We start from the raw sequence: 23,072 nt of genomic DNA, 5'->3' as shown, positions 1-23,072 counted from the left end.
GATCGTGAGCCGATCATTGTACCCCTGCCGGCGTCCTTAAAAAGATGGGCGAATCGGCCGCGGCATCCCTGCCGCCAGGCTACCGATGGTGACCAGGCTGAGCACGATGGCTGCTCCGGCTGGGAGATCAAACAACGCTGAAGCCAGCAACCCCAAGCCATAGCCCGCCGCGCCGATTGCATAGCCGCGCGCCAACCCGCCGCTGGACGCCAGCGCGGGTACGATCAGGCTGGCGAACACCAGATAGACGCCCACCACCTGCACCGAGGCGGTCACGGTGAGGGCGAACAGCAGATAGAAGCCGAGCGGCGAATGCCTCAGGCGCAGCCCGAACCAGGCCGCCAGCACAGTGGCGGTCACCAGTGCCAACGGTCCCAGGTCGCCCCAGGTGGTCCACAGGATCTGCCCGACCAGCAGTTCCTGCAGGTGCTCGCCGGCGTGCGGATCGTGGCTCATGATTACGATGGCAGCGCAGGCGGCGGTGACGAAGGCGACACCGATCAGCGCTTCCAGACGCTGCGGGGCGCGCCGTTCCAGCGCGCGCAACAACAGTGCACCACCCAGTGCCGCAGTCACCGCACTGACCTGCATCCGCCAGTTGCCGACCTCGAAACCGAGCGCGCTGGCGATGACAATGCCGAGCCCAGCGAACTGCGCGATCGCCAGATCGATGAAGATGATGCCCCGCCGCAGCACCTCCCCGCCCAGCAGCACGTGGCTCGCCAGCACCAGCAAGCCGGCCGCGAAGGCCGGCAGCAGGAGGCCCACATCAATCGCAACGAAATTCATGGCATGGCATTCAGCAGGCGCGTTAGGGTCACGTCGAACAGCCCGAACAGGTCATCCGTGCCCGGTGCCCCGCCGACGGTGAAGGGCAGCTCTACGGCTGGAATGCCGGCTTTCTGCGAGAGCCATTCGGACGGCTTCGTGGGCTGATAGGCGGCGCGCAGAATGGTCCGCGCGGGACGGATCGCCAGCGAGTCGAGCAGCTTGGCGAGATGGGTGGCGGAGGGTTCCATGCCAGGTTTGGGTTCGAGATCACCCACCACGGCCAGCCCTAGCCAATCGGCCAGATAGCTGAAATTTTTGTGGTGCACCATTACTGGTACGCCTCGGAGGCTTGCGCCCTGTGTCTCCCAGCGGGTGATTGCTGCCTGCCAGCGTATCTGGAAATCCGTGTTGTGCTGGGCATAGCGTGCCGCGTTGGCGGGGTCGAGCTGTGCTAGGCGTTGGGCGAGCGCTTGGGCGATCGTCGCGATGCGATGGGGGTCCAGATGCACGTGCGGATTGCCGGCAGCGTGAATGTCCCCCTGGGCGCGGTCGAGTCGGGTCGGCCGCTCCAGCAGCGGCACCTGCGCACTTGCCTCGAAGTAGCCCGGCTGGCCGGGCTGAATCGCCCCGTTTCCGGTTTGGCGCTGCATCAGCGGCAACCAGCCGATTTCCAGCTCGGCGCCAGTGCAGACTACCAGATCCGCGCGCCGTGCCTTGGCCAGCAACGAGGGCCGTGCCTCGATGCGGTGTGGGTCCTGAAGGGCGGTGGTGGCCGAGTCGACCTCGGCCAGATCGCCGGCCAGTTCACGCGTCAGCGCCGCCCACTCGGGCTCGCAGGCCAGCACGCGCAGCGCCGCCTGAGCAGAAGGCATTGCCAATAGTGCAAGGAAGAGAATGCTAAAACGGAGTTTCATCGCAAACACCTCAGAACTGGTGGGCGCCGTGCGGGCCGAGGCTCATGATGTATTGCAGGATGAACTGATCATCCGGCTCACCCACCTGCATCTCGTCGCGGTTGTACTGCAGGCGAAAACGCGAAAACTCCGAAGGGGAGTAGTCGGCCATCAGGCTCCAGCGTTCGGGATTCAGATCGGCGAATTCCAGGCTGGCGGCGTTCATCCCGAGCTCGGTGGTGCCGCTGGTGAGCCGGCCGTAGCGTGTACCGACGCGCCAGCGGGGCATGAACTGGTAGATCGCCTGGGCGTACCAGCCGGACTGGTCGCTGTCATAGCCGTCGGTCAGGTCCAGGCAGGCACCGCCGTCGGCGCTGTTGTCAGGACAATTGAGATCGCCATTTTCCTTGCGCTGGAAATACTCGGCGGCGAACGTGAAGTTCCGCTCACGTGGGTTGCCGTTCGGTGCCCATTTCCAGACCATATCGGCCAGCCAGGTTTCGGAATCACCCGAGAACAGCGTCAGTGCCTCGACATCGTTCAGATCATCGACCCAGCCTTCGCGCTCGCTCGGCTCTGCACTCAGGTAGGACAGGCCAGCGCGCCAGCTGTGCGATACCCCAACATCGCCGCCAAGATGGGCGAACGCGGCCCAGCTGCTGGCACCGTTCTTGTCTGCACCGGCATCCGAGCCGGGAAAGAACTGTCCCTTGGCGACTTCCGCGCCCAGCTCCAGGAACAGTTCGGTCGGTGCCAGCCAGCGCATCTGCAGGCCGTCCTGAATCAGGTGCTCGCCGAACAGCGCCTCGTAAACCAGATTATTGTCCGCGAAGTCCCAGGCGTGCGGATGTTTTTCGTTCTGGTAGCCGATGCCGGACAGGAAACGCCCACCCTTGACGGTGAGGCCGTGACCCAGCTGCAGGCTCTGGAACCACGCTTCCTCGATCTCCGTTTCCTCGTCGACGAAGGCCAGATTCAGATAACCCCGAAGGTAGGGGTCGATATTGGCACTCATGACCAGCTCGGTGTGGTCCAGGGTGAAACCGCGCTCGGTATGCGCGTGTTCGCCTGCCGGCAGGAAGCCCGAAATCGGCCGCTCGCCGCCGGCGCGATCGATATAGGCGCCCTGCAGGATCAGCGAGATATCGGGGTTGAAGGCGCTTGTTAGCGGCGCCGGTGAGGGCGTCATCGGCGCAGTCGGCTCGACCTTGGCGGCAGTCGTCTGTGCCGTCACCTGGGCTTGGTCGGCTTGTGCCTCGGCCGCCTGGACGCGTTCTTCGAGCGTCTTCAGCTGCGCTTCGTAATCGGCCTGCAAGGCTTTGAATTTCTCATCGAATTCGGCACGCAGTGCATCGAGTTCGGCTTGCGGCGCAGCCAGCGCCGGTGCGGCGAAGGCGCACAGTGCCGCCGCAAGGTATACGTCACGCTTGGACATGGAAATACTCCCGTGAACGTCCCCAGTCGGGAACGGTTCGTGAGACGGCAGCTGTTGATGGCCGCCGCGCTGGTACTCAGAGGTTCACGAGACTGGGCGGGGAGCGCGCGCGGGTGGTGACGGATGGCGTCGGGATCTTGCCGGACGGCTCCGGTGGAGGAATGCGGAGACTTGGGATCCTCGCCAGCTTGAGCGGGGTGAGCGCAAGCAGTCCGCCGCCGAGGGTGCCATAGGCGGTGCAGGCCTTGCAGGCACCGGCATCGGGCAGGCCGGCCGGCTCGTGATGCTCATGGCGCACGACATGTTCCAGCGCGTGCCGAAGCGCGCCCTGCTGCGCCAGCGGGAGCAGCAGAGCCAGGACGAGACCCAGCCAAGCCCAGCCACGGATCGATCGCGACAGCTGGCTCGGGAACAGGTCGGCAGCGGAATGGACAATCACGGGGGCTGGACTCTCTAGACGGACGGATCTGTGCCGATGCGGCGCCAGCAGCTTAGCCATGCGGCGCCATAGATGCAACATTGTTTCACTTCTGATCCGTCCGTCTGGCCTAGAATTTCACCGCTTCGACTGCTTTTGCTGCGGGCTTGCGGTTGGTTGAAGGCAGCCTAGACTCAGCTGGCCAGCGGTCGCTGGCGCATACAACAAACAACATACAAGGGGAATAGAAGCCATGTCGTTGAGAACATTCCGATGGTGGGTGGCGGTTGCCAGCCTTTCCTGCATGCCGGCCTGGGTGGGGGCCTGTGACCTTCCGGAAGGCATCGCGCCGGGCCCGGCCGTGGACGCGCAAATACTGGACGGCTTTTATCTGGGGGGCGATATCTGTCTCTACGACCCTATATCGGTCAGCGCGGAGCGAGTGCCGCGCTTTCGCGGTTCCCGCACGGCGCCGGACGCGCCGACGCTGTATTACGTCAACGGCGCCAACGGATCGCCGGTGATCACGGCCGTCAACGTGGCCGTTCTGGCGGAGATCAGCCAGATCGCGATCCTCGGGATTTTCTATGCCGGCAACGGTGCCGGTGTGGCGATCGATGCCTTCCCCGCCGTCTCGTCCGGCCCGGCGGTCGCGACGCTGGAACAGGTGATCGCGGATCATTTGACGCGCCAGGAGCCGGTGCATATCCGGGGTGGCAGCGCCGGTACGGTGGTGATCAGCGAAGCCATTCATGGGACGCGCAACCGTCTCGCCAGGGAAGCGCGATTGCGGGGCGATTGGGCGGCGCCGCTCGACTTGTTGCGGGTGGAAACCCATGGTTCAGTGGCACGGGATTTTCCCGACGGTCCGCGCTACATCCACTACGATGCCAAGCCGGATCCGGTCCCCAAGGTCGGTGTTGCCGGGCCCGTGGCTCATCCTGGCGCACGAGCGCTCATCGCGCGTTTCGGTCCCGATCAATCCTGGGTGACGCGCGGTCAGGCGGTGGTGTCGTTGGCGCAATCCGTACGGACACTGGAGGTGGGATCGTCCGCTATGGCCGACGATGCGGCGCTTCTGAGCGTCCTGAATGCCCAAGGCCTGGGTGTGGACGAGCCCTTCCAAACTCAGAATTTCATCGCCGGGATGGGTCTCGCCGCGTTGACTCCCGTGCGCGGCAGGGTGGGGGCGGTGCCTGACGCGCTGAAAGGGGCCCTGGCCTTCCTGTCCAACGCCTTTCTGGCGGTGCATGGCGCCCAGACCTACGATCCCTATCGCCGGCCTTTCGATGTGTTGTATGCCACTGGGCTGACCGAATCGCGTCGGGTCCGTCACATTGACCTGCAAACGCCCCCGCCCGTGATGGAAGGGCTGTAACCAACCTGTTCCGCCGCCCTTGATTGGATTCCTCCTTGCCGGGGTCCGTGTACCGGCCCGCGGGATGCGCCGGCCGGTGGCCCATAGCCGTTCGTCGGAAAGTCTTTGACCTGTCGCTCAATGGCGACTAAAAAGCGCTCGGCTTTAGGGACAGCAATCGCGTCATCGGGCGGGAAATCAATGGGACGGTATCTAAAAATGTGGACATCGGCAGTCCGTCACGCCGTGCTGGCGACGACGTTGTTGTGGGCTGGCGTGGCGGGCGCCTGCCAAGGTTTGGCGGGCACTCCGCTGGATGGCGTGCTCGATCTGGCTGCCAAGGATGGATTTTTCATCGGCGGTGACCGGTGTTTCTATGATCCAGCATTGACCCGTGCGGACGATGTTCCGGTGTTCCGAGGCACACTCAATCCATTCAACGACAAGCGCCTGTTCTATGTAAATGGCGCCAATGGTAATCCCGGGCGCATTGCCAATGTCCTTGAATCCTTGGCAAAGCGAAGCAACATCTCGACGATTGGCCTTTTCTATTATTCCGGCGATACCCGTGAGCTGGCCGAAGGGCTGTTGCCCGGAACGTCGCAAGGCGCCGCTGTGGATACGCTGCAGCAGCTGATCCAGCAGGCGATCGATCGCGGCGAACCGATTCATATCCGCGCCGGAAGCGCCGGAACCTTTGTCGTCGGAGAAGCCGTGCGACGGATGCATGCGCTGCTGAGCCAGCGGCGCTTCCGTCCGGGCAAGGGACTGGAGCAACTCGATCTGGTGCGCATCGAAACGACCGGTTCGGCCAATCACAATTTCCCGAATGGACCGCGCTACATCCATTACATCAATCGGCTCGATCCGGTCGCGGCGCCGTTGGCATTGCGGGGACCGGCGTCGCAACCGGGTGCGCGGGCGGTGCTCGCCCTCTTTACCGACAAGGCGCCTGACGGAAGCATCTTCGAGCCCGATGCCTCTCCGGCGCAGGCCCGTTTTTTGAGTGTTCACGGTCCGGAGATCTATGACGGCTACCGTCGGCCTTTCGAGCGGCTGTTCAGCATCGGGCTCGACCGCCCCGAGTTTGGTTATCTGCCCCGGCGCATCAATCTGAAAAGCATTGATCTGCCTTTTGAAGGGATCTGATCGGGCATTTCACCGGACGGTGCGGTCGCTCGCCAGGAGACGGGCATAGAACGCGGCCTCCGCAGTGAGACAGGCGATGACGGTTTCGGCGCGGCGAAAACCGTGGCCCTCGCCGGCGAACTCGTGGTAGACGGCCTCAACGCCGTTATCGCGCAGGGCACAGACCATTGCGCGGCATTGGGCGGGTGGTACCACGCGATCCTCGAGGCCCTGGAAGAAAATTACCGGCGCTTTGATCTTTCCGGCGTGGTACTGCGGTGAGCGCGCCCGATAAACCGGCTCGGCATCGGGCCAGGGTCCCACCAGGCTGTCGAGATACCGTGCCTCGAACTTGTGCGTGTCGTGCGCCAGCGCCGCCAGATCGCCGATGCCGTAATAGCATCCGCCGGCGGCGAAGCGGTCATGGAACGCCAATGCGCCGAGAACGGTCAGACCGCCGGCACTGCTCCCGGTGATCACACAGCGCCGGCCGTCCACCCTTCCCGTCGAAACGAGGAAGTCGGCGCCCGCGACGCAGTCGGCAACATCCGCCTCGCCCCATCGGCCATCAAGGGCTTTGCGGTAGGCCTGTCCGTAGCCGGTACTGCCGCGATAGTCCACGTCCAGGACGGCGTAGCCGCGGCTGGTCCAGAACTGGGTCCGGGGCTCGAGCGCGGTGACGGCGCGACTGGTGGGCCCGCCGTGGCCGCGCACCAACAAGGGCGGGCGGTTCCCGGCGCTCGGGCTGCCGGGGGGCGGCGGGTAGTAATGTCCGAAGGCTTCGCCCTCGCCGCTCGGGAAGGCCAGCCATTGTGGCCGGGAGACCGGGATTCCGGGCGGCAATGCCGGCGCGCTCGAACAGGCGGTGGCGCTCGCCGGATCGAGGCTGATTCGGATCACTTCCGGTCGACGATCCGGGGCCGCTGCGACGCACGCAAGCCGGTCGCCCATCCCGCTCAGACTGGCGTATTCGGTCCAGGGCAGATCAAGTGGCGTGGCCGCCGCGGTGGCAGGATCGAGCAGCAGCAACTGGCGTTGCCCCTGCTGGGTGGCGATCCAGGCCACCCGACCATCCTCCAGAATCGCCAGCTGGCGCATGTTGGCTTGCCAGCGTGGGAATCCGCATTCAATCGGTCTGGTCCACAGGTTGTGCAGCGCGCCGTCGTGCCAGCGCAGCGGATTCCACCAGCCGTTCACCTCACCGAGCAGGACGACGTCGCCCTGGGTGTCGAACTCGGCCTGGCAGATGCTCCGGTCCGGACCGCCGGCAATCTGTCGCACCTGGCGCGGCATGCCGTCCACCAGGTCGGCGCGGTAGAGCGCCGCGCTTTCCCAAGGCATGTGCGGCATGTCCCAAGCGATGAAGATCAGGGTGTGTCCATCGGCGCTCACGCGTGGATTGGCATAGAAGTCCGCGCCGCTCGCCAGCGTCTCCAGGCCATGGCGGCCCAGCGCAACGATGCTGAGCCGGCCATCGACCTGTTCACGCACGGCCAGCAGTCGATGATGCGCGGCGTCCCATTGCAGGTCGCCGAAGCGATCCGTTCCGGCCTGCCAGACTCGTTGTGCGCGGCCGGCGTCGGATGGGTCGATCCGGTAGAGATCCTGCCCGGGGTCGTTGACAAACCAGAGCGCACCGCCGCCGAGGGTGAACGCGCCGCCGCCGTATTCCAGGAGCCGGCTGCGGGCACTGAACGGTGCCGGAAGGCATTCGGCCGCTGCGGCGCCTGTAGCCGCGGACATCACGGTGGTGCGGCCACTCTGGTGCGGGCGGGATTCGCTCCAGAAGAGGCGATCGCCGAGCCATCCGACCTGATCCGGCGTGCAACCGGCCCGGGCGACATCCTCGGGCATCCAGACGCGAGGCGTTTCGGTCATGCGTTCACCTGCACGGGTTGGCCGTCGACATCAAAGGTCCAATCGGATTCACCACTGGGCTGGCCGGCCGCGTCGAAACGCCGTTCGATCAACCGCAGCGGTGCCGCCGTCTCGGCGAGCACGACCGTGGAACAGCGTGTGCCGTACTGGGAATGGCGGATGAAGGCGGGCGACAGCATCCGTTCCCAAGCCGAATCCAGGCCGGTGTGCGGCAGTTCGTTGTCGGGCGCGACCTGGTCGTCGGCAAGCAGCGCGAACAGCGCGTCGATCGAAGGTTCACCCTCGTCCAGCAGGTGCGCGATTCGCGTCTTGCCACGCCGCACCTTGGGCCATTCGGCCTCAAGGGTGCCGTTGCTGATGCCGTACAGTCCGGGTGGCAACGGCTGCAAGGATGGGGTGGTGCGATTACTGAGCAGCCATAGCCCTTGGTGATCTGCGGTCAGCAGATTGAAGCCGGGATAGGCCTCGATCCGGTCGAGCATCCCGGTCAGCACGGCATGCGTACTCTGAGGTGAGCGCAGTACCTCGCTCACCAGCGCGCCGCGGGAGGGAGCGCCTGCCTGTCGACGACGGTTGGGTTCGCGAAAATTGGTCAGCGCGCAAAACCGTCCGTGCGCGGAGATCCCCAGCCAGCTTCCGCCGCCTTGCAGATCGCGTCCGCCAATCACCCCAGTGGCATCGCGCCAAGGTCCGGCGGGCAAGGCTGGGCGTTGGTGGAACTCATCGCGGTTGGCAGCGACGATCAAGCAATGGCGGGCCTGAGGGCGCCAGGCGACAAAGAGGAGGCACATAAACGGATCGAACGCACTCGAAGGCTGATGAAGATGGTATCAGTGTATCGCGGGCAGAAGGGCGATGGCCCGATCCGCGGCATGCGTTATCATGAAAGGCTTTCGGGCAATCCTCATAGACCGGCAAGGCAACCATGGCGTCGACCGAATCCTCCTCTCCCTCTCCCCAGCATGTCGTGATCGTCGGTGCCGGTTTCGGCGGCTTGTATGCGGCCAAATCCTTGTCCAAGGATCGGTCTTTCCGCGTTACCGTCATCGACAAGCGCAATTACCATCTATTCCAGCCGTTGCTCTATCAGGTGGCCACCGGCAAGCTGGCGCCCAGCGACATCGCCACGCCCATTCGCCATGTGCTGCGTCGCCGACCCAATGTGCGTGTGGTCCAGGCCGCGGCGATCGATCTCGATCCAGCTGCCCGTCAGGTGATCCTCAACGGGGGAATCCGCATCGGCTATGACATCCTGATCGCAGCCACCGGCGTCAAGCACAGCTATTTCGGCAACGACGCCTGGCGCGAGGATGCACCGGGTCTCAAGACCATCGAACATGCCCTGGAGATGCGCCAGCGCATCTTCAGCGCCTTCGAGGCGGCCGAGCTCAGTGAAGATCCGGTCGAACAGGCGCGGCTGACCACCTTCGTCGTCGTGGGTGCCGGCCCCACCGGAGTGGAACTGGCCGGTGCCATCGGGGAACTGGCGCAGCACACGCTGAAGGATGAGTTTCATCATATCGACACGCGACGCAGTCGGATCATCCTGGCCGAAGGAGCAGCGCAGGTACTGCCGAGTTATCCGGCCGATCTGGCACGCGCTGCCCAAAACTCGTTGAAGAAGCTCGGAGTCGAGGTCATGACCCGCACGCTGGTGACCCACATCGACGAGACCGGGGTACGGTTGAAGGATGCGGACGGGCGCGAAGAGACCGTGGAAGCGGCAACCGTGCTCTGGGCGGCTGGCGTACGTGCTTCCCGGTTCGGGCAGGCCTTGGCCAATCGGGTGGCCTGCACATTGGATCGTGCGGGCAAGGTCCAGGTCAATGCCGACCTGTCACTCCCGGCGCATCCGGAGATTTTCGTGATCGGGGACCTGGCCCACTACGCCCCCGACGGCGCCACGCCGCTGCCCGGCGTCGCGCCGGCCGCAATGCAGGCGGGAGATTATGTGGCGCGTCTGCTCAAGGCCCGCCGGCGGGGGCGCTCGCTGCCGTCTTTCCGCTACCGGAACCAAGGCAGCATGGCGGTGATCGGGCGCCACGCCGCGGTGGGTGATTTGCGCTTCTTGCATGTGCGAGGCGTTTTCGCCTGGTACCTGTGGGTATTGGTGCACATGATGGGCTTGATCGAGTTTGGAAACCGGCTGGTCGTGATGACCCGGTGGGCCTGGAACTACCTGACCCGCAATAGCGGCTCGCGGCTCATTACCAGTGTGCCCGAGGCTCGCACCGATCATGCGGATCGCGCCCACCGATCCGGCAACTGAGTCGCCGGATTCACAGATCCTCGGGCAATTCCAGTTCCTTGATCTTGCGAGTCAGCGTGTTGCGCCCCCAGCCCAGCAGCCGTGCCGCTTCCTGGCGCCGGCCACCGGTATGGCTCAGCGCAGCACGGATCATGATGCGCTCGAAGTTGGGTGTTGCATGACCGAGCAGATCCTGTTCGCCGCCGGCGAGCTGTTGCTCGGCCCAACGCTTGAGGCCATCCTCCCAGCTGTGAACGGTTTCGGCGCTGCGGGCATCCTGGCGGGCCAGTTCCGGCGGCAGGTCTTCCATGTGCACTTCGCGCCCCGAGGCCATGACGGTCAGCCAGCGGCAAGTGTTTTCGATTTGGCGCACGTTGCCCGGCCAGTCGAGCCGGCACAGGTAGGCTTCCACGTTGGGCCGCAGGATCTTGACCTCCATGCCGAGCTCTTTGGCGGCCCGATTGAGGAAGTAACGCAGCAGCAAGGGGATGTCCTCGCGCCGCTCACGCAGCGGGGGCACATGCACCCGAATCACATTGAGGCGATGGAACAGATCCTCGCGAAACTGTCCGGTCTTGACCAGGTTTTCGAGGTTCTGATGCGTCGCTGCGATAATGCGCACATCGACGTGCAGCGGCACATGGCCGCCTACGCGATAGAACTGTCCGTCGGCGAGCACGCGCAGCAGCCGGGTCTGGAGTTCGGCGGGCATGTCGCCGATTTCATCGAGAAACAGCGTACCGCCGTCGGCCTGTTCGAAGCGGCCGCGCCGCAGGGCCTGGGCGCCGGTGAAAGCGCCCCGCTCATGCCCGAACAGCTCCGATTCGAGCAGTTCGCGGGGAATGGCGGCGGTGTTGAGTGCGATGAAAGGCTTGCCGGCCCGCGGGCTGTGGCGATGCAGGGCGCGCGCCACCAGCTCCTTGCCGGTTCCCGACTCGCCGTTGATCAAGACCGTGATGTGCGAGCGCGACAGCCGCCCGATGGCGCGGAACACCTCCTGCATCGCCGGCGCTTCGCCGATGATGGTGGGGATGTTCGGCGGTTCGGGGGACGCCGTATCCGGTCGGCTTTGCTGAACACGGTGCTTGTAGGCGCGCCGGACCAGTTCCACGGCTTCGTAGATGTCGAATGGCTTGGGCAGGTATTCGAAGGCACCGCCCTGGTAGCTGGCGACCGCGCTGTCGAGGTCGGAATGGGCGGTCATCACGATCACCGGAAGGGTCGGATCTTCCTCATGCAGCTGCTGCAGCAGGGCCAGGCCATCCATGCCGGGCATGCGCACATCCGTGACCAGCACATCGGGTCGCCGTGTCCGGATTTCCCGGAGTACGGCATCAGCAGAATCAAAGGATTGGGTCGACATCCCGTCGTTGCGCAGGGCCTTTTCCAAGACCCAACGCATGGACCGGTCATCGTCGACAATCCAGACGTTGACGACTTCGGTGTTCATGACTCGCCCTGTTGAAGCGGAAGAAATACGGAAAATCGGGTCTCGCCAGGACGGGTATGGCACTCGATGGTGCCGCCGTGCCGCCCGATGAGGTCCTGGGCAATGGACAGGCCCAGGCCGGTGCCTTCAGCCCGGCCGGTGACCATGGGATAGAAAATCTGCTCGACCAGTTCGGGCGGAATGCCGGGGCCGTTGTCGATCACGTCCACTCGGATGACCAGGCGGTGGCGGCGATGTCCGATCGTGAATTGGCGTTGCGCACGCGTCGACAGCACGATGGCCGCGGGTTGGTTGCGCTGCGACTGCGGTAACACGGCCTCGATGGCATTTCGGACAATGTTGAGCATCGCTTGAATGATCTGATCCATGTCGCCTGTGAGGCAGGGGAGACTCGGATCGTAGTCGCTGCGCACCGTGATCCCCGGATGCCCCTCTGCCGCGACCAAGGTGCGGACCCGTTCCATCACTTCGTGGATGTTGACTTCACCGATGCGCAGGGGGCGGTTCGAGCCCAGCAAGGTGTCCACAAGCTGCTGCAGCCGGTCGGCCTCGGCCATGATGACCCGGGTATAGTCACGCAAATCCGGATCGTGAACTTCGGCGTCCAGCAGCTGCGCTGCACCCCGCAAACCGCCGAGCGGATTCTTGATTTCATGGGCCAGTCCGCGAACCACGGCGCGGCTGGCCTGCTGTTGGGTCAACAGGTTTTCCTCGCGCGAAATGCGCAGGTGGCGATCCTGTTGGTGGAGTTCAAGCAGCAAGGCACGCGCGCCATTGATCAGGCGAATGGGTGTCACCATGCAATCGACCACCACCGGAGTCGTCTCGTTCAAAGAGCCGAGTCGCAGGTTGAGTTCGCGTTCTGTGTAGGGCGCCTCGCTGGTGAGCGCCTCGAGCAGGCGTTCAGCGAGGCTTTCTCCATGTAGCACCAGCGAGGTGAGGGAGGTCCCCGCCAGTCGCCGGACGCTGGCGCCGAACAACATCTCGGTTGCGCTGTTGAGATAGCGGATCCGCAGGCTCCCGTCCAGAACCAGGACGGCAGTCGCCAATTGATCGAGGAGCGCGGCGGCCCCCAGGCCGGTGCCGGTCAGCGCGTGGTCTTGTCGAGAGCGATTGTTCATGGTGTTGTCTTGGCAAGCAAAAGCTGTGCCGGCGCCACATGATGGCGTGCCTGAACGCACCACCCTGACGCATATCGGGCCCGCGGAGGCGTATTGATCCGGGGTGGGGTCAATTATGCGCCTTTTTGGTGCGGAACGGGGGCGCAGGGCGATCGATACGCGGAAAAAATGGTGCAGCACGATCGGGGCGCCGTGCCGAATGGCCGGGTATCCAGGCCGCGGAAGGGAATGCATAATGCGGCCGGATGGTCTGCAGGATCAAAAAAAACCCGCCTGAATTACTTCAGGCGGGTTTTGACGGTCGAACTGACGCGATCAGAGGCTGTAATACAGGTCGAATTCCACCGGATGGGTGGTCATGCGGACCCGCGACACGTCGGCCGTCTTGAGCGCGATGTAGGCATCGATCATGTCATCGGTGAATACACCGCCGGCGGTGAGGAAGTCACGGTCGCTGTCCAGTGCATTGAGCGCCTGCTCAAGCGAAAAAGCGACCTTGGGGATGGCCTTTTCCTCTTCGGGCGGCAAATCGTAAAGATCCTTGTCCATGGCTTCCCCGGGATGGATCTTGTTCTTGATGCCATCGAGACCCGCCATCATCATCGCCGCGAAGGCCAAGTAGGGGTTGGCGGTCGAATCCGGGAAGCGAACCTCAATGCGCCGCGCCTTCGGGCTCGACACCCAGGGAATACGCACGGAGGCCGAGCGGTTGCGAGCCGAATAGGCCAGCATGACCGGGGCTTCGAAATGAGGCACCAGACGCTTGTAGCTGTTGGTGCTGGCATTGGTGAAGGCATTGATGGCATGGGCATGCTTGATGATGCCGCCGATGTAGTACAGCGCCGTCTCGGACAGGCCGCCGTATTGATCGCCGGAGAACAGGTTCTGGCCAGCCTTGGACAGGGACTGGTGCACATGCATGCCGCTGCCGTTGTCGCCGACCAGCGGCTTGGGCATGAATGTGGCCGTCTTGCCGTAGCTGTGGGCCACATTCTGCACGACATATTTGAGGCGCTGGACTTCGTCGGCTTTCTTGACCAGCGTGTTGAACTTCACGCCGATTTCGCACTGACCCGCGGTGGCCACTTCGTGATGATGGACCTCGACCGGCAGGCCCATTTCCTCGAGGGTGAGGCACATGGCGGCGCGGATATCGTGCAGCGCATCGACCGGCGGAACCGGGAAGTACCCGCCCTTGACGCCCGGGCGGTGGCCCATGTTGCCGTCAGGGTAGACTTTTTCGGTGTTCCAGCCAGCCTCTTCCGAATCGATCTTGTAGAAGCAGCCACCGATGTCGGCGCCCCAGCGAACGTCGTCGAAGATGAAGAATTCGTTTTCGGGACCGAAGAACGCTGTATCGGCGACGCCGGTCGATTGAAGGTAGGCCAGCGCGCGTTTGGCGAGTGATCGCGGGCAGCGGTCATAGCCCTGCATGGTGGCGGGTTCGACCACATCGCAGGTGAGGTTTAGCGTCAGTTCCTCGAAGAATGGATCGAGGGTGGCTGTCTCCGGGTCAGGCATCAGAATCATGTCGGATTCCTGAATGCCTTTCCAGCCGGCAATGGACGAGCCGTCGAACATCTTGCCGCTTTCGAACACCTCGGCGTCCACGGTATGAGCAGGCACGGTGACGTGCTGTTCCTTGCCCCGGGTGTCCGTGAACCGGAAGTCCACGAATCTGACTTCTTTGTCTTGAATCAGCTTCAGCACATCATCGCCGGACATTGACATTGCATTCCTCCAAATTGCGATAGATCAAACTTCAGACGACCCACCAAGGACGGGCATCCCATAGAATCACGCATGAACCATGCCAAAGCATGCCAGCACGGCGATGCCCTGCAACAGGGCTGTCGCTGTCGTTCCGCGGTCCGCAGGCCGCGCAATCATGGTGCGCCTGAGTCGTGTCGCACCAAGTTGGGGCGGTGCGGTGGCTCCCTTCATGCGCCCGCACCGATCTCTGCGAGATGTGGCCAAGGTTAGCACCTGCCCGAAGGTTCCAACAGGGCTGATGCACGGAGACAGTCCAGGCCGGTATACTTTTTTGATTTGGCCGGCTCACCGATTTTCCTCAAGTCTTCTTTCCGGCGTGGAGTCCCATGAGCGCATCCCCTCAAACCTTCCAGGATCTGATCCTGGTACTGCAGAACTACTGGGCCCGACAGGGCTGCGTGATTCTTCAACCGCTGGATCTCGAGGTCGGCGCCGGTACGTTCCACCCGGCGACTTTTCTGCGCGCGATTGGCCCGGAAACCTGGAATGCGGCTTATGTCCAGCCTTGCCGCCGGCCCAAGGATGGCCGCTATGGCGACAATCCCAACCGTCTGCAGCATTACTACCAGTTCCAGGTGGTGATGAAGCCTTCGCCGCTCGATTTTCAGTCGATCTACCTGGATTCCCTGCGGGAACTGGGCATCGACCCCCAGGTTCATGATATTCGCTTCGTCGAGGACAACTGGGAGTCCCCGACCCTTGGCGCCTGGGGGCTTGGCTGGGAGGTGTGGCTGAACGGCATGGAGGTCACCCAATTCACCTACTTCCAGCAGGTGGGCGGGCTGGAATGCTTTCCCGTCACCGGCGAGATCACTTATGGTCTCGAACGCATTGCGCTCTACCTGCAGGGCAAGGACTCGATTTTCGATCTGGTTTGGACCATCGGCCCCGACGGCGCACCGGTGACCTACGGGGATGTGTTCCACCAGAACGAGGTCGAGATGTCGACCTACAACTTCGAGCAGGCGCCGGTTGATGAGCTGTTCCGCCTGTTCGATCTGTACGAGGTTGAAGCGGGTCGGCTCATGAAGGCCGGCCTCGCACTGCCGGCCTACGAGATGGTCATGAAAGCCTCGCATGCCTTCAATCTGCTCGACGCGCGTCATGCCATCTCGGTCACTGAGCGGGCACGCTATATCCTGCGAGTGCGCACGCTGGCGCGCGCCGTCGCTCAAGCCTATTTCGAGGCGCGTGCACGCCTCGGTTTCCCCATGGCTCCGCCGGCTCTGCGCCAGGAAGTCCTGAGCCAGTGGCAGGCTCGGCAGGAGGCGATGGCATGAGCCGGGCGAATCTGCTGATCGAACTGGGCACCGAGGAATTGCCGCCCAAGGCCCTGCGGGCGCTGCGCGATGCCTTTGCCGACGGCATGCGACGCGAACTCGCGGCGGCGCAGATCACCTTCGGTCATGTCGCTGCCTATGCCGCGCCGCGGCGGCTTGCCGTGCAGATTGACGATGCGTTGACCCGTCAGCCCGATCAGATCGAGGAAAAAGCGGGGCCTGCACTTGCCGCCGCCTTCGATGCCGATGGCCAGCCGACCCCGGCGGCGCTGGGATTTGCCCGCAGCTGCGGCGTGGCGGTGGATGCGCTCGAGCGGCACGATGAAGGCAAACGGTCACGACTGATTTATCGGGCGACGCGTCCGGGACAATCACTTCGTGACCTGTTGCCTCAATTGGTCGAACGGGCACTGGACACCCTGCCGACACCCAAGCGGATGCGCTGGGGCGCAGGCCGACACGAATTCGTCCGGCCGATTCATTGGCTGGTGATGCTGCTCGACTCCGATGTCGTGGAGGGATCGGTGCTGGGCGTTCCCGCCGGTCGCCAAAGCCGGGGCCATCGCTTTCTTGCGCCCGACCCAGTCGTGCTGGATCAGCCGGCGGATTATCTCGAGCGTCTGATGGCAGCCCATGTGGTGGCCGATTTCGACGCGCGCCGCGCGCGCATTGCCGAAGGGGTCGCTGCCGCTGCTGCGGCGTTGGGCGGCGAGGCGGTGCTGGACGATGACCTGCTCGACGAGGTGACCGCGCTCACCGAGTGGCCGGTGCCGCTCGCCGGGCGGTTCGAGGCGCATTTTCTCGAGGTACCGGCCGAAGCGTTGATGTCCTCGATGCGCGGCCATCAGAAGTATTTTCCGGTGCGTGATGCGCAGGGTGGTCTGCTCAACCATTTCATTACCGTCGCTAATCTGGAATCGCGCGATCCGGTCCAAGTGATCGCGGGCAACGAGCGGGTGATCCGGCCGCGTCTGGCCGATGCAGCCTTCTTCTTCGAGCAGGATCGCAAGCAGCCGCTCGCCGCGCGTCGCGAGGCGCTGCGCACGGTGACCTATCAGGCCGAGCTCGGGAGTCTGTTCGACAAGACCGAACGACTCGCGGCGCTGTCGCGGTGGCTCGCTGAGCGCATCGGCGGGGATGTCGCGCTCGCGCAGCGCGCCGGCATGCTGTCCAAGTGTGATCTCATGAGTGAGATGGTCGGCGAATTCGACGAGCTTCAGGGCATCATGGGGGCGCACTATGCACGCCTGGATGGTGAAGCCGACGAAGTCGCAAGCGCCCTGCGCGAGCAGTATCTGCCGGCCTTCGCGGGCGACGTCCTGCCGACGACATTGACCGGCTGTGCCCTGGGGTTGGCCGACCGGCTCGATACACTGGTCGGCATCTTCGGGATGGGTCAGATCCCGACCGGCTCGCGGGATCCGTATGGGTTGCGCCGCGCCGCCATCGGTTTGCTGCGCATCCTGATCGAGCGCGGGCTCGACATGGACTTGCGGGAAATGCTGGGTCAGGCGCGAGCGGGTTATGGCGCCCTCAAGGTCGAGCCGGTGGAGCCGGTGTTTGCCTATGTGATAGAGCGGTTGCGCGCCATCTATGAAGATCAGGGCATTACGTCGGAAGTCTTCATGGCGGTCATGGCGCGCGCACCGTCGGTTCCCGTGGATATCGACCGGCGGGTGCACGCCGTCAACCACTTCCGCCATCTGCCTGAGGCGATGGCCTTGGCTGCTGCGAACAAGCGGGTCGCCAATATTCTGGCCAAGTCCGAAACTGCCCCGGGGGCCAGCGCGGTCGATCCCGCCCTGTTCAAGGAGGCCGCAGAAGCGGATCTGTTTGCTGCGTTGACGGACCTGCAAGCTGTGGTTGCGCCGCTGGTGGCCCAGGCCGATTATCAGGGGACGCTGGCGGCACTCGCCACCTTGCGCGCCCCGGTGGACGCCTTTTTCGACACTGTATTGGTCAATGCCGAGGATCCGGCGCTGCGGGCCAACCGATTCGCGCTGCTGGCGAGATTGCATGCCCTATTCTGGGAGGTGGCAGACATTTCTCTGCTCTGCCCAGCAAAATGAGCCCCGTGGATCCATCGATGCTGCTGCCCATTGGACCGACCGCGTCGCCGGCACCCCCAGCGCGGGGATGGATCGTTCTGGATCGCGACGGGGTCATCAACCGAGACCGGGCAGACTATGTGAAAACGCCGCAGGAACTCGATTTTCTGCCGGGTAGCCTGGCCGCCATCGCCCGGTTGACGGCGGCCGGATTCGGTATGGCGGTGGCCACCAATCAATCTGCGGTGGGGCGCGGACTGCTGACCCGGGAAGGGTTGGCGGTCATCCACGCGCATCTGGAGTCCGAGATTCAGCGGGCGGGCGGCCGGCTGGCGGGCATTTTCGTCTGCCCGCATGCGCCGGATGCCGACTGCCGATGCCGCAAGCCGCGCCCGGGTCTCCTGCAACGCATTGCGGCGTGGGCCAGCATCGATCCGGCGACGCTTACCGTCGTGGGTGATGCGGCGCGCGATCTCGAAGCTGCCCGCAGCATCGGTGCACGCGCGGTTTTGGTGCGAACCGGGCATGGCGAGCGCACCTTGCAGGAATATGGGCTGTCAATCGACTTTCCCGTGTTCATGGATCTCGACGCATTCGCGGCCCGCTGGGTTGCCACCACCGCCGACCCAGCGGGCGAGCAGCAGCCATGAATGCTGGGGAACGCAAACTGGGCATGATCCAGACGTTGCGCTGCGTGCTTTTCATTGCCTTGCTGGCCACGAGTGTGATTCTCTGGGCTCCGGTCATCCTGGCCAGCCGCCCCCTGGCTCATCGGCTGCGCTACCGCCTGGCCCTGATGTGGCTGCAGTTTCATGCGGCCCTGTTGCGTTGGGTGGTGGGGCTGCGCCATGCCGTGTCAGGACTGGAGCATCTTCCGGCCGGTCCGGCAGTGGTGTTGTGCAAGCATCAATCCACGCTGGAGACCTTTCTGCTCCCCCTGATCCTGCCGCGGCAGACTTGGGTTCTCAAGCGCGAACTGCTGCGTATCCCGCTGTTCGGACCGTCGCTGGCCTCGTTTCATCCTATCGCCATTGATCGCGAGCAACCGCGCGCGGCCCTCAAGGAGTTGTTGCGACAGGGGCAGGAGCGCCTGGGCATGGGGCTCTGGGTGGTGGTCTATCCGGAAGGGACCCGCGTCGCTCCCGGCGAATCGCGCCCCTACAACAAGGGCGGTGTCTGGCTGGCCCAGCGTGCCGGCGTCCCTGTGGTACCGATTGCAGTGAATACCGGTCTGTTCTGGCCCGGCGCGACTTGGCGTATCCGCCCGGGCACGGCGCGGCTGGCCATCGGGCCGCCACTCGATGTCCAGGGTCAGGATGTCGAGACGATCAATGCACAAGCGCAGGCCTGGATCGAGCAGACCAGTGCCAGCTTGGCGAAAATCACGCGCTGAGAGCACATTCTCCCGGAGCTCAAAGGCACCGACCGGTATATAAAGAAGTTTATGAGGTTTATTGCGTATCCACGCATAAGACCTTACCATGACATCGCTTGGCTGGGCAGACAATGCTCAACATGCCTTGCTTCGCTCCATCAAAAAGACGGTAGTGTACGCCGACCTGTCGAGCATGCAGGATTGGCCTCCAAGTAACGCTGCCGGGCCTACAAATTCACCAACGAGAGAGGGTTTTGAGATGAGCACCATGCAACGCAAGCTCGTGTTCCCGGCCGTCGCCCTGGCCGCTGTTGTCGCGACTCCCGCCGCAATGGCAACGGAAACCGCCGGCAAGTTTGGCCTCGGTCTGAGCAAGATTATCGAAGAAGATGCCGTGGCCTTCGCCGGTCGCTATTGGCTCACCGAAGAAGCCGGTATGCAAGGCACCCTCTACTATCAGAATGATGAGCAGGGTAACGACGAACTGACCAGCTACGCGGTTGGCGTGAAGGGCATTTTCGCCCCCGTCGTTCGTGAGAACAGCAAGTTCCTGGTATCCCTGGAAGCCGGCTTTGCCAGCGCCGAGCTGGAAACCCCTGCAGGTGATGCGGAAACCGACGGCTGGTTCGTCTTTCCGGCCGTGGGTGCCGAGTTCATGCTGAGCGGCCTGCCCGAACTGGGCCTGAACTTCGAAGTCGGCTACCGTTATGAAGATTCCGATGATCTGGATGCCCAGAGCGAAGGCGTGACCGGGACCGTGGGTGCTGTTTACTACTTCTGATCGAGATCGGGATCTCGCCGATCCGAGAGCGGCCCGTCACGGGCCGCTTTTTTTATGTGACGGCATCCCCTGACTGATTCGGCCCTGCTATTCTGAGGGCCGGTTTACCGTCGGGAGTACGGCCATGGAATCTCTTCCCCAGAACGACGAGGACTGGCGGGCGCGACTCAGTCCCGAACAGTATCGCATCACCCGACAGGGTGGTACCGAGCCGGCCTTCACGGGTATCTATCACGACTGCAAGGACGCGGGCTTGTACCGTTGTGTTTGCTGCAATGCGCCCTTGTTTACCTCGACAAGCAAGTACGATTCGGGGTCGGGTTGGCCCAGCTTCTGGCAGCCGGTGTCTGAGGACGCCGTCACGCGGCATGAGGATACCAGCCACGGGATGCGGCGTATCGAAGTGCGTTGCGCCCGGTGTGAGGCGCATCTTGGTCATGTGTTTCCGGACGGACCCGCGCCAACCGGATTCCGTTACTGCATCAATTCCGCTGCATTGGATCTGGAACGGGACGGGGAGGGGCCGCTCAACAAGTCGCCGGACCGCTGATACCATTGCGCTTTTGGCCCTACTTCGGCTTTGAGGTTGAACTTTGAAACACGCGATCGCGCAGTGGCTGTCCGAGGCCATTGCTCAGCTTCCCGATTGTCCCGATGCCGCCCGCGCTCTGCCGCTGCAACTCGACCGCACGCGTGATCCCGCCCATGGGGATTTCGCCACCAATTGGGCGCTGATCGCGGCGCCCAAGTGCAGCCGCAAGCCCCGCGAGCTTGCCGACGCGCTGGTCGGTGCGCTGCCGGACAATCCGCAGGTTGCCAAGGTCACCGTGGCCGGGCCTGGGTTCGTCAACATACATCTCCATCCGTCGGCCTATCATCAAGCGGTCAAAGACATTCTCATGCTCGGTGATCGGTATGGGGAAATCGATCTGGGGTGCGGGCAGCGTCTCTTGCTGGAGTTCGTGTCCGCCAATCCGACGGGGCCGCTGCACGTGGGCCATGGCCGCGGGGCGGCCTACGGGGCCAGTCTCGCCAATGTACTGCGTACCGCCGGCTATCAGGTCGAGCGCGAGTATTACATCAATGACGCCGGGCGCCAGATGGACATTCTCGCCGCGAGCGTCTGGCTGCGATATCTCGAGGCGTGTGGCGAAACCCTGCCGTTTCCGGCCAACGCTTACCGTGGGGACTATCTGCTACCGATCGCGCATGATCTGCTGGCGCGCGAGGGCGAGGCGCTGCGACAGCCGTCGGCGAAGGTATTGGACGGATTGCCACCGGATGAACCCGATGGCGGTGATCGCGAGGTCTATATCGATGCGATGGTCGCCCGGGCTCGGGCGCTGCTCGGCGAATCCGGGTATGCACGGGTCTTCAACATGGGTCTCGAGGCCATTTTGGGGGATATCCGGGACGATCTGGCCGAGTTCGGTGTGACCTATGACCGGTGGTATTCCGAACGCAGCCTGGGGTCCAGTGGCGCGCTCGAGTCAGCGCTGCAAACCCTGCGTGAAAGCCGCCATACCGAAATCCGGGAGGGTGCGCTCTGGTTTTGCGCCACCGAATTCGGGGATGAGAAGGATCGGGTCGTGGTGCGTGAAAACGGCGTGCCGACCTATTTCGCGGCGGACATCGCCTATCATCTGGACAAATATCGGCGTGGCTACGACCGCATTATCGACCTGTGGGGTGCGGATCATCACGGCTATGTGCCGCGTGTGAAAGCGGCGCTGGCTGCCTTGGGCGAGGACACCGACCGGCTCACCGTGTTGCTGATTCAGTTCGCCATCCTCTACCGCGGCAAGCAAAAGGTATCCATGTCCACGCGGGCTGGCGAGTTCGTGACGCTACGCGAACTGCGGGAGGAAGTCGGCAACGACGCGGCGCGTTTCTTTTATGTACTGCGCTCGCATGAACAGCATCTGGATTTCGATTTGGAGCTTGCCAAGTCGCAAAGCGCCGATAATCCGGTCTACTATGTCCAGTATGCACACGCCCGGGTCTGTAGCGTGTTCAACCAGTTGGCCGAGCGAGGCGAGCATTTCGAGCCCGCGGCCGCAGAGTTGCCCAAGCTGGATAGCACACATGAAAGGGCGTTGATGGTCATGCTGGCGCGCTATCCCGAAACAATCGAGGTTGCCGCCCGGCAGCACGCCCCCCATCACATCGCACACTATCTGCGCGATCTGGCGCAGGATTTTCACGCGTACTATAACGCCGAGACCTTTCTGGTCGCCGATTCGGCGGTGCGCAATGCGCGTTTGTGCCTGATTGCCAGCGTGCGTCAGGTCTTGCGCAATGGCCTTGCGTTGCTCGGTGTGTCGGCTCCGGAGCGGATGTAAAGATGGCTGGCCGCTCCCGCTCCGATCGGACTGCGCGGCGCGTCGTCCATAACCGGCGGCGCCCCGTTCAACGGAACATCGGGGGAGGCCTTCCCGGCTGGGCTTGGCTATTGCTCGGCTTGGCCTTGGGCGTGGCGGGTGCGGCCGTGTTCTATATCAGTCAGAACAAGCCATCGCGACTGGTGCCCGCACCGGGGCCGGTGGGGCAGGAACGGCCGGCGGTCCAGGCGACGCCGGACAAGGGGGCCGAACCCGAAGCGTCCGATCCCCCGTTCGCCGCACCGGACCAGGAGCGCTACGATTTCTACGAGCTGCTCAAGGAAGGCGAAGTCGTCATCCCCATGCCCGAGGAGCCCAAGCCGCCAAGCGTGGCGACGACCTCGCCGGCACCTGCACCGCCTCCTGCCGCGTCTCCATCGGCACGATACATCCTCCAGGTCGGGTCTTATCGCAAATTCGAGGACGCCGACCGGGTCAAGGCCAGCCTCGCTCTATTGGGGCTGGAAGCCCGCATCGAAGTGGCCACGCTGGGCAGCGGCGAGACCTGGCATCGGGTTCGTATCGGGCCGCTGACCGATCTGCAGCGGGTCGAAGCCACCAAGGCGCAGCTGAAGTCCAACGGGATGGATGCGCTCTTGATCCGCACCGACGCTGACCGCTAGCCGGTGGCCCGCCCGGTGGGCGTCCTCCTCAAGCCAATGGGTGCGCGGGTTTCTCGTCGGAATCACATGCGTCGTTGATGCAGCGTTTCTTCGAGCAGGCTGATGACGGTGC

General features: G+C 63.7%; 20 protein-coding genes. 11 read left to right on the top strand and 9 right to left on the bottom strand.

The genetic code is table 11. From position 1 onward, the window contains the following. Positions 1-36: 36 nt before the first annotated feature. The 4 genes from E4680_RS05450 to E4680_RS05435 all read right to left on the bottom strand — a co-directional run bounded on the left by E4680_RS05450 (position 37) and on the right by E4680_RS05435 (position 3,538). A complete protein-coding gene (locus E4680_RS05450) occupies positions 37-789 on the bottom strand; it encodes a metal ABC transporter permease (protein WP_135281379.1) in 753 nt (250 codons plus the stop codon). Then, positions 786-1,685, bottom strand: coding sequence for a metal ABC transporter substrate-binding protein (locus E4680_RS05445; RefSeq protein WP_135281378.1), 900 nt, complete (start codon positions 1,683-1,685; stop codon positions 786-788). Before E4680_RS05445 ends, E4680_RS05450 begins: the two co-directional genes overlap by 4 nt. A gap of 10 nt (positions 1,686-1,695) precedes the next feature. Further along, positions 1,696-3,099: a TonB-dependent receptor gene (locus E4680_RS05440; protein WP_135281377.1), complete on the bottom strand. Its 1,404-nt coding sequence runs from the start codon at positions 3,097-3,099 to the stop codon at positions 1,696-1,698. Positions 3,100-3,175: 76 nt separating this feature from the next. Further along, positions 3,176-3,538 (bottom strand): hypothetical protein, encoded by a 363-nt coding sequence (locus E4680_RS05435; protein ID WP_135281376.1) that lies wholly within the window; start codon positions 3,536-3,538, stop codon positions 3,176-3,178. A gap of 232 nt (positions 3,539-3,770) precedes the next feature. On the opposite strand from E4680_RS05435, the gene E4680_RS05430 reads away from it, so the two are divergent. Beyond that, complete coding sequence (locus tag E4680_RS05430) at positions 3,771-4,895, top strand: hypothetical protein (RefSeq protein WP_135281375.1); 1,125 nt, start codon at positions 3,771-3,773, stop codon at positions 4,893-4,895. Positions 4,896-5,093: 198 nt separating this feature from the next. After that, positions 5,094-6,023 (top strand): hypothetical protein, encoded by a 930-nt coding sequence (locus E4680_RS05425; protein ID WP_135281374.1) that lies wholly within the window; start codon positions 5,094-5,096, stop codon positions 6,021-6,023. Between the two features lie 9 nt (positions 6,024-6,032). On the opposite strand, the gene E4680_RS05420 is transcribed toward E4680_RS05425, so the two are convergent. Then, positions 6,033-7,880 carry a S9 family peptidase gene (locus tag E4680_RS05420; protein ID WP_135281373.1) on the bottom strand — a complete coding sequence of 616 codons (1,848 nt, stop codon included), beginning with the start codon at positions 7,878-7,880 and terminating at the stop codon, positions 6,033-6,035. Then, on the bottom strand, positions 7,877-8,671 hold the full coding sequence (locus E4680_RS05415; RefSeq protein WP_135281372.1) for an NRDE family protein: 795 nt from the start codon (positions 8,669-8,671) through the stop codon (positions 7,877-7,879). The genes E4680_RS05420 and E4680_RS05415 overlap by 4 nt, the downstream gene beginning before the upstream one ends. A 134-nt stretch (positions 8,672-8,805) precedes the next feature. On the opposite strand from E4680_RS05415, the gene E4680_RS05410 reads away from it, so the two are divergent. Continuing rightward, positions 8,806-10,149 (top strand): NAD(P)/FAD-dependent oxidoreductase, encoded by a 1,344-nt coding sequence (locus E4680_RS05410; RefSeq protein ID WP_135281371.1) that lies wholly within the window; start codon positions 8,806-8,808, stop codon positions 10,147-10,149. Positions 10,150-10,159: 10 nt separating this feature from the next. Here E4680_RS05410 and ntrC read toward each other — a convergent pair whose 3' ends face one another. From ntrC to glnA, 3 genes are all read right to left on the bottom strand, one after another. Then, positions 10,160-11,578 carry a nitrogen regulation protein NR(I) gene (gene ntrC, locus E4680_RS05405; RefSeq protein WP_135281370.1) on the bottom strand — a complete coding sequence of 473 codons (1,419 nt, stop codon included), beginning with the start codon at positions 11,576-11,578 and terminating at the stop codon, positions 10,160-10,162. Beyond that, a complete protein-coding gene (gene glnL / locus E4680_RS05400; RefSeq protein WP_135281369.1) occupies positions 11,575-12,699 on the bottom strand; it encodes a nitrogen regulation protein NR(II) in 1,125 nt (374 codons plus the stop codon). Before glnL ends, ntrC begins: the two co-directional genes overlap by 4 nt. A gap of 315 nt (positions 12,700-13,014) precedes the next feature. After that, positions 13,015-14,424, bottom strand: coding sequence for a glutamate--ammonia ligase (gene glnA, locus E4680_RS05395; protein WP_135281368.1), 1,410 nt, complete (start codon positions 14,422-14,424; stop codon positions 13,015-13,017). Between the two features lie 374 nt (positions 14,425-14,798). Here glnA and glyQ point away from each other — a divergent pair, with 374 nt between their 5' ends. The 8 genes from glyQ (at position 14,799) to E4680_RS05355 (ending at position 22,960) form a co-directional block, all read left to right on the top strand. After that, positions 14,799-15,752 (top strand): glycine--tRNA ligase subunit alpha, encoded by a 954-nt coding sequence (glyQ, locus tag E4680_RS05390; RefSeq protein WP_135281367.1) that lies wholly within the window; start codon positions 14,799-14,801, stop codon positions 15,750-15,752. Further along, the gene (gene glyS / locus E4680_RS05385) at positions 15,749-17,821 is read left to right on the top strand and encodes a glycine--tRNA ligase subunit beta (protein ID WP_135281366.1); all 2,073 of its coding nucleotides are present in this window, start codon (positions 15,749-15,751) and stop codon (positions 17,819-17,821) included. The genes glyQ and glyS overlap by 4 nt, the downstream gene beginning before the upstream one ends. Before the next feature lie 17 nt (positions 17,822-17,838). Continuing rightward, positions 17,839-18,450 (top strand): D-glycero-beta-D-manno-heptose 1,7-bisphosphate 7-phosphatase, encoded by a 612-nt coding sequence (gmhB, locus tag E4680_RS05380; RefSeq protein WP_135281365.1) that lies wholly within the window; start codon positions 17,839-17,841, stop codon positions 18,448-18,450. Next, complete coding sequence (locus E4680_RS05375) at positions 18,447-19,193, top strand: lysophospholipid acyltransferase family protein (RefSeq protein WP_135281364.1); 747 nt, start codon at positions 18,447-18,449, stop codon at positions 19,191-19,193. The genes gmhB and E4680_RS05375 overlap by 4 nt, the downstream gene beginning before the upstream one ends. Before the next feature lie 88 nt (positions 19,194-19,281). Beyond that, positions 19,282-19,956, top strand: a complete 675-nt coding sequence (locus E4680_RS05370) for a hypothetical protein (RefSeq protein ID WP_135281363.1) — start codon at positions 19,282-19,284, stop codon at positions 19,954-19,956. Between the two features lie 124 nt (positions 19,957-20,080). Continuing rightward, positions 20,081-20,506, top strand: a complete 426-nt coding sequence (msrB, locus tag E4680_RS05365) for a peptide-methionine (R)-S-oxide reductase MsrB (RefSeq protein ID WP_135281362.1) — start codon at positions 20,081-20,083, stop codon at positions 20,504-20,506. Between the two features lie 55 nt (positions 20,507-20,561). Continuing rightward, a complete protein-coding gene (gene argS, locus E4680_RS05360) occupies positions 20,562-22,298 on the top strand; it encodes an arginine--tRNA ligase (RefSeq protein ID WP_422666667.1) in 1,737 nt (578 codons plus the stop codon). Between the two features lie 2 nt (positions 22,299-22,300). Beyond that, positions 22,301-22,960 (top strand): SPOR domain-containing protein, encoded by a 660-nt coding sequence (locus tag E4680_RS05355; RefSeq protein WP_135281360.1) that lies wholly within the window; start codon positions 22,301-22,303, stop codon positions 22,958-22,960. The last annotated feature ends 112 nt before the right edge of the window (positions 22,961-23,072 follow it).

The organism is Candidatus Macondimonas diazotrophica (assembly GCF_004684205.1).
Lineage (GTDB): Bacteria > Pseudomonadota > Gammaproteobacteria > UBA5335 > UBA5335 > Macondimonas > Macondimonas diazotrophica.
Note: the sequence above shows the minus strand (reverse complement) of the source record. Positions and strands in the feature narration are given on the sequence as shown.

Coding starts and splice junctions, on each gene's coding strand:
- E4680_RS05450 (WP_135281379.1), bottom strand. CDS start 789: ATGAATTTCGTTGCGATTGATGTGGGCCTCCTGCTGCCGGCCTTCGCG.
- E4680_RS05445 (WP_135281378.1), bottom strand. CDS start 1,685: ATGAAACTCCGTTTTAGCATTCTCTTCCTTGCACTATTGGCAATGCCT.
- E4680_RS05440 (WP_135281377.1), bottom strand. CDS start 3,099: ATGTCCAAGCGTGACGTATACCTTGCGGCGGCACTGTGCGCCTTCGCC.
- E4680_RS05430 (WP_135281375.1), top strand. CDS start 3,771: ATGTCGTTGAGAACATTCCGATGGTGGGTGGCGGTTGCCAGCCTTTCC.
- E4680_RS05425 (WP_135281374.1), top strand. CDS start 5,094: ATGTGGACATCGGCAGTCCGTCACGCCGTGCTGGCGACGACGTTGTTG.
- E4680_RS05420 (WP_135281373.1), bottom strand. CDS start 7,880: ATGACCGAAACGCCTCGCGTCTGGATGCCCGAGGATGTCGCCCGGGCC.
- E4680_RS05415 (WP_135281372.1), bottom strand. CDS start 8,671: ATGTGCCTCCTCTTTGTCGCCTGGCGCCCTCAGGCCCGCCATTGCTTG.
- E4680_RS05410 (WP_135281371.1), top strand. CDS start 8,806: ATGGCGTCGACCGAATCCTCCTCTCCCTCTCCCCAGCATGTCGTGATC.
- ntrC (WP_135281370.1), bottom strand. CDS start 11,578: ATGAACACCGAAGTCGTCAACGTCTGGATTGTCGACGATGACCGGTCC.
- glnL (WP_135281369.1), bottom strand. CDS start 12,699: ATGAACAATCGCTCTCGACAAGACCACGCGCTGACCGGCACCGGCCTG.
- glnA (WP_135281368.1), bottom strand. CDS start 14,424: ATGTCCGGCGATGATGTGCTGAAGCTGATTCAAGACAAAGAAGTCAGA.
- glyQ (WP_135281367.1), top strand. CDS start 14,799: ATGAGCGCATCCCCTCAAACCTTCCAGGATCTGATCCTGGTACTGCAG.
- glyS (WP_135281366.1), top strand. CDS start 15,749: ATGAGCCGGGCGAATCTGCTGATCGAACTGGGCACCGAGGAATTGCCG.
- gmhB (WP_135281365.1), top strand. CDS start 17,839: ATGCTGCTGCCCATTGGACCGACCGCGTCGCCGGCACCCCCAGCGCGG.
- E4680_RS05375 (WP_135281364.1), top strand. CDS start 18,447: ATGAATGCTGGGGAACGCAAACTGGGCATGATCCAGACGTTGCGCTGC.
- E4680_RS05370 (WP_135281363.1), top strand. CDS start 19,282: ATGACATCGCTTGGCTGGGCAGACAATGCTCAACATGCCTTGCTTCGC.
- msrB (WP_135281362.1), top strand. CDS start 20,081: ATGGAATCTCTTCCCCAGAACGACGAGGACTGGCGGGCGCGACTCAGT.
- E4680_RS05355 (WP_135281360.1), top strand. CDS start 22,301: ATGGCTGGCCGCTCCCGCTCCGATCGGACTGCGCGGCGCGTCGTCCAT.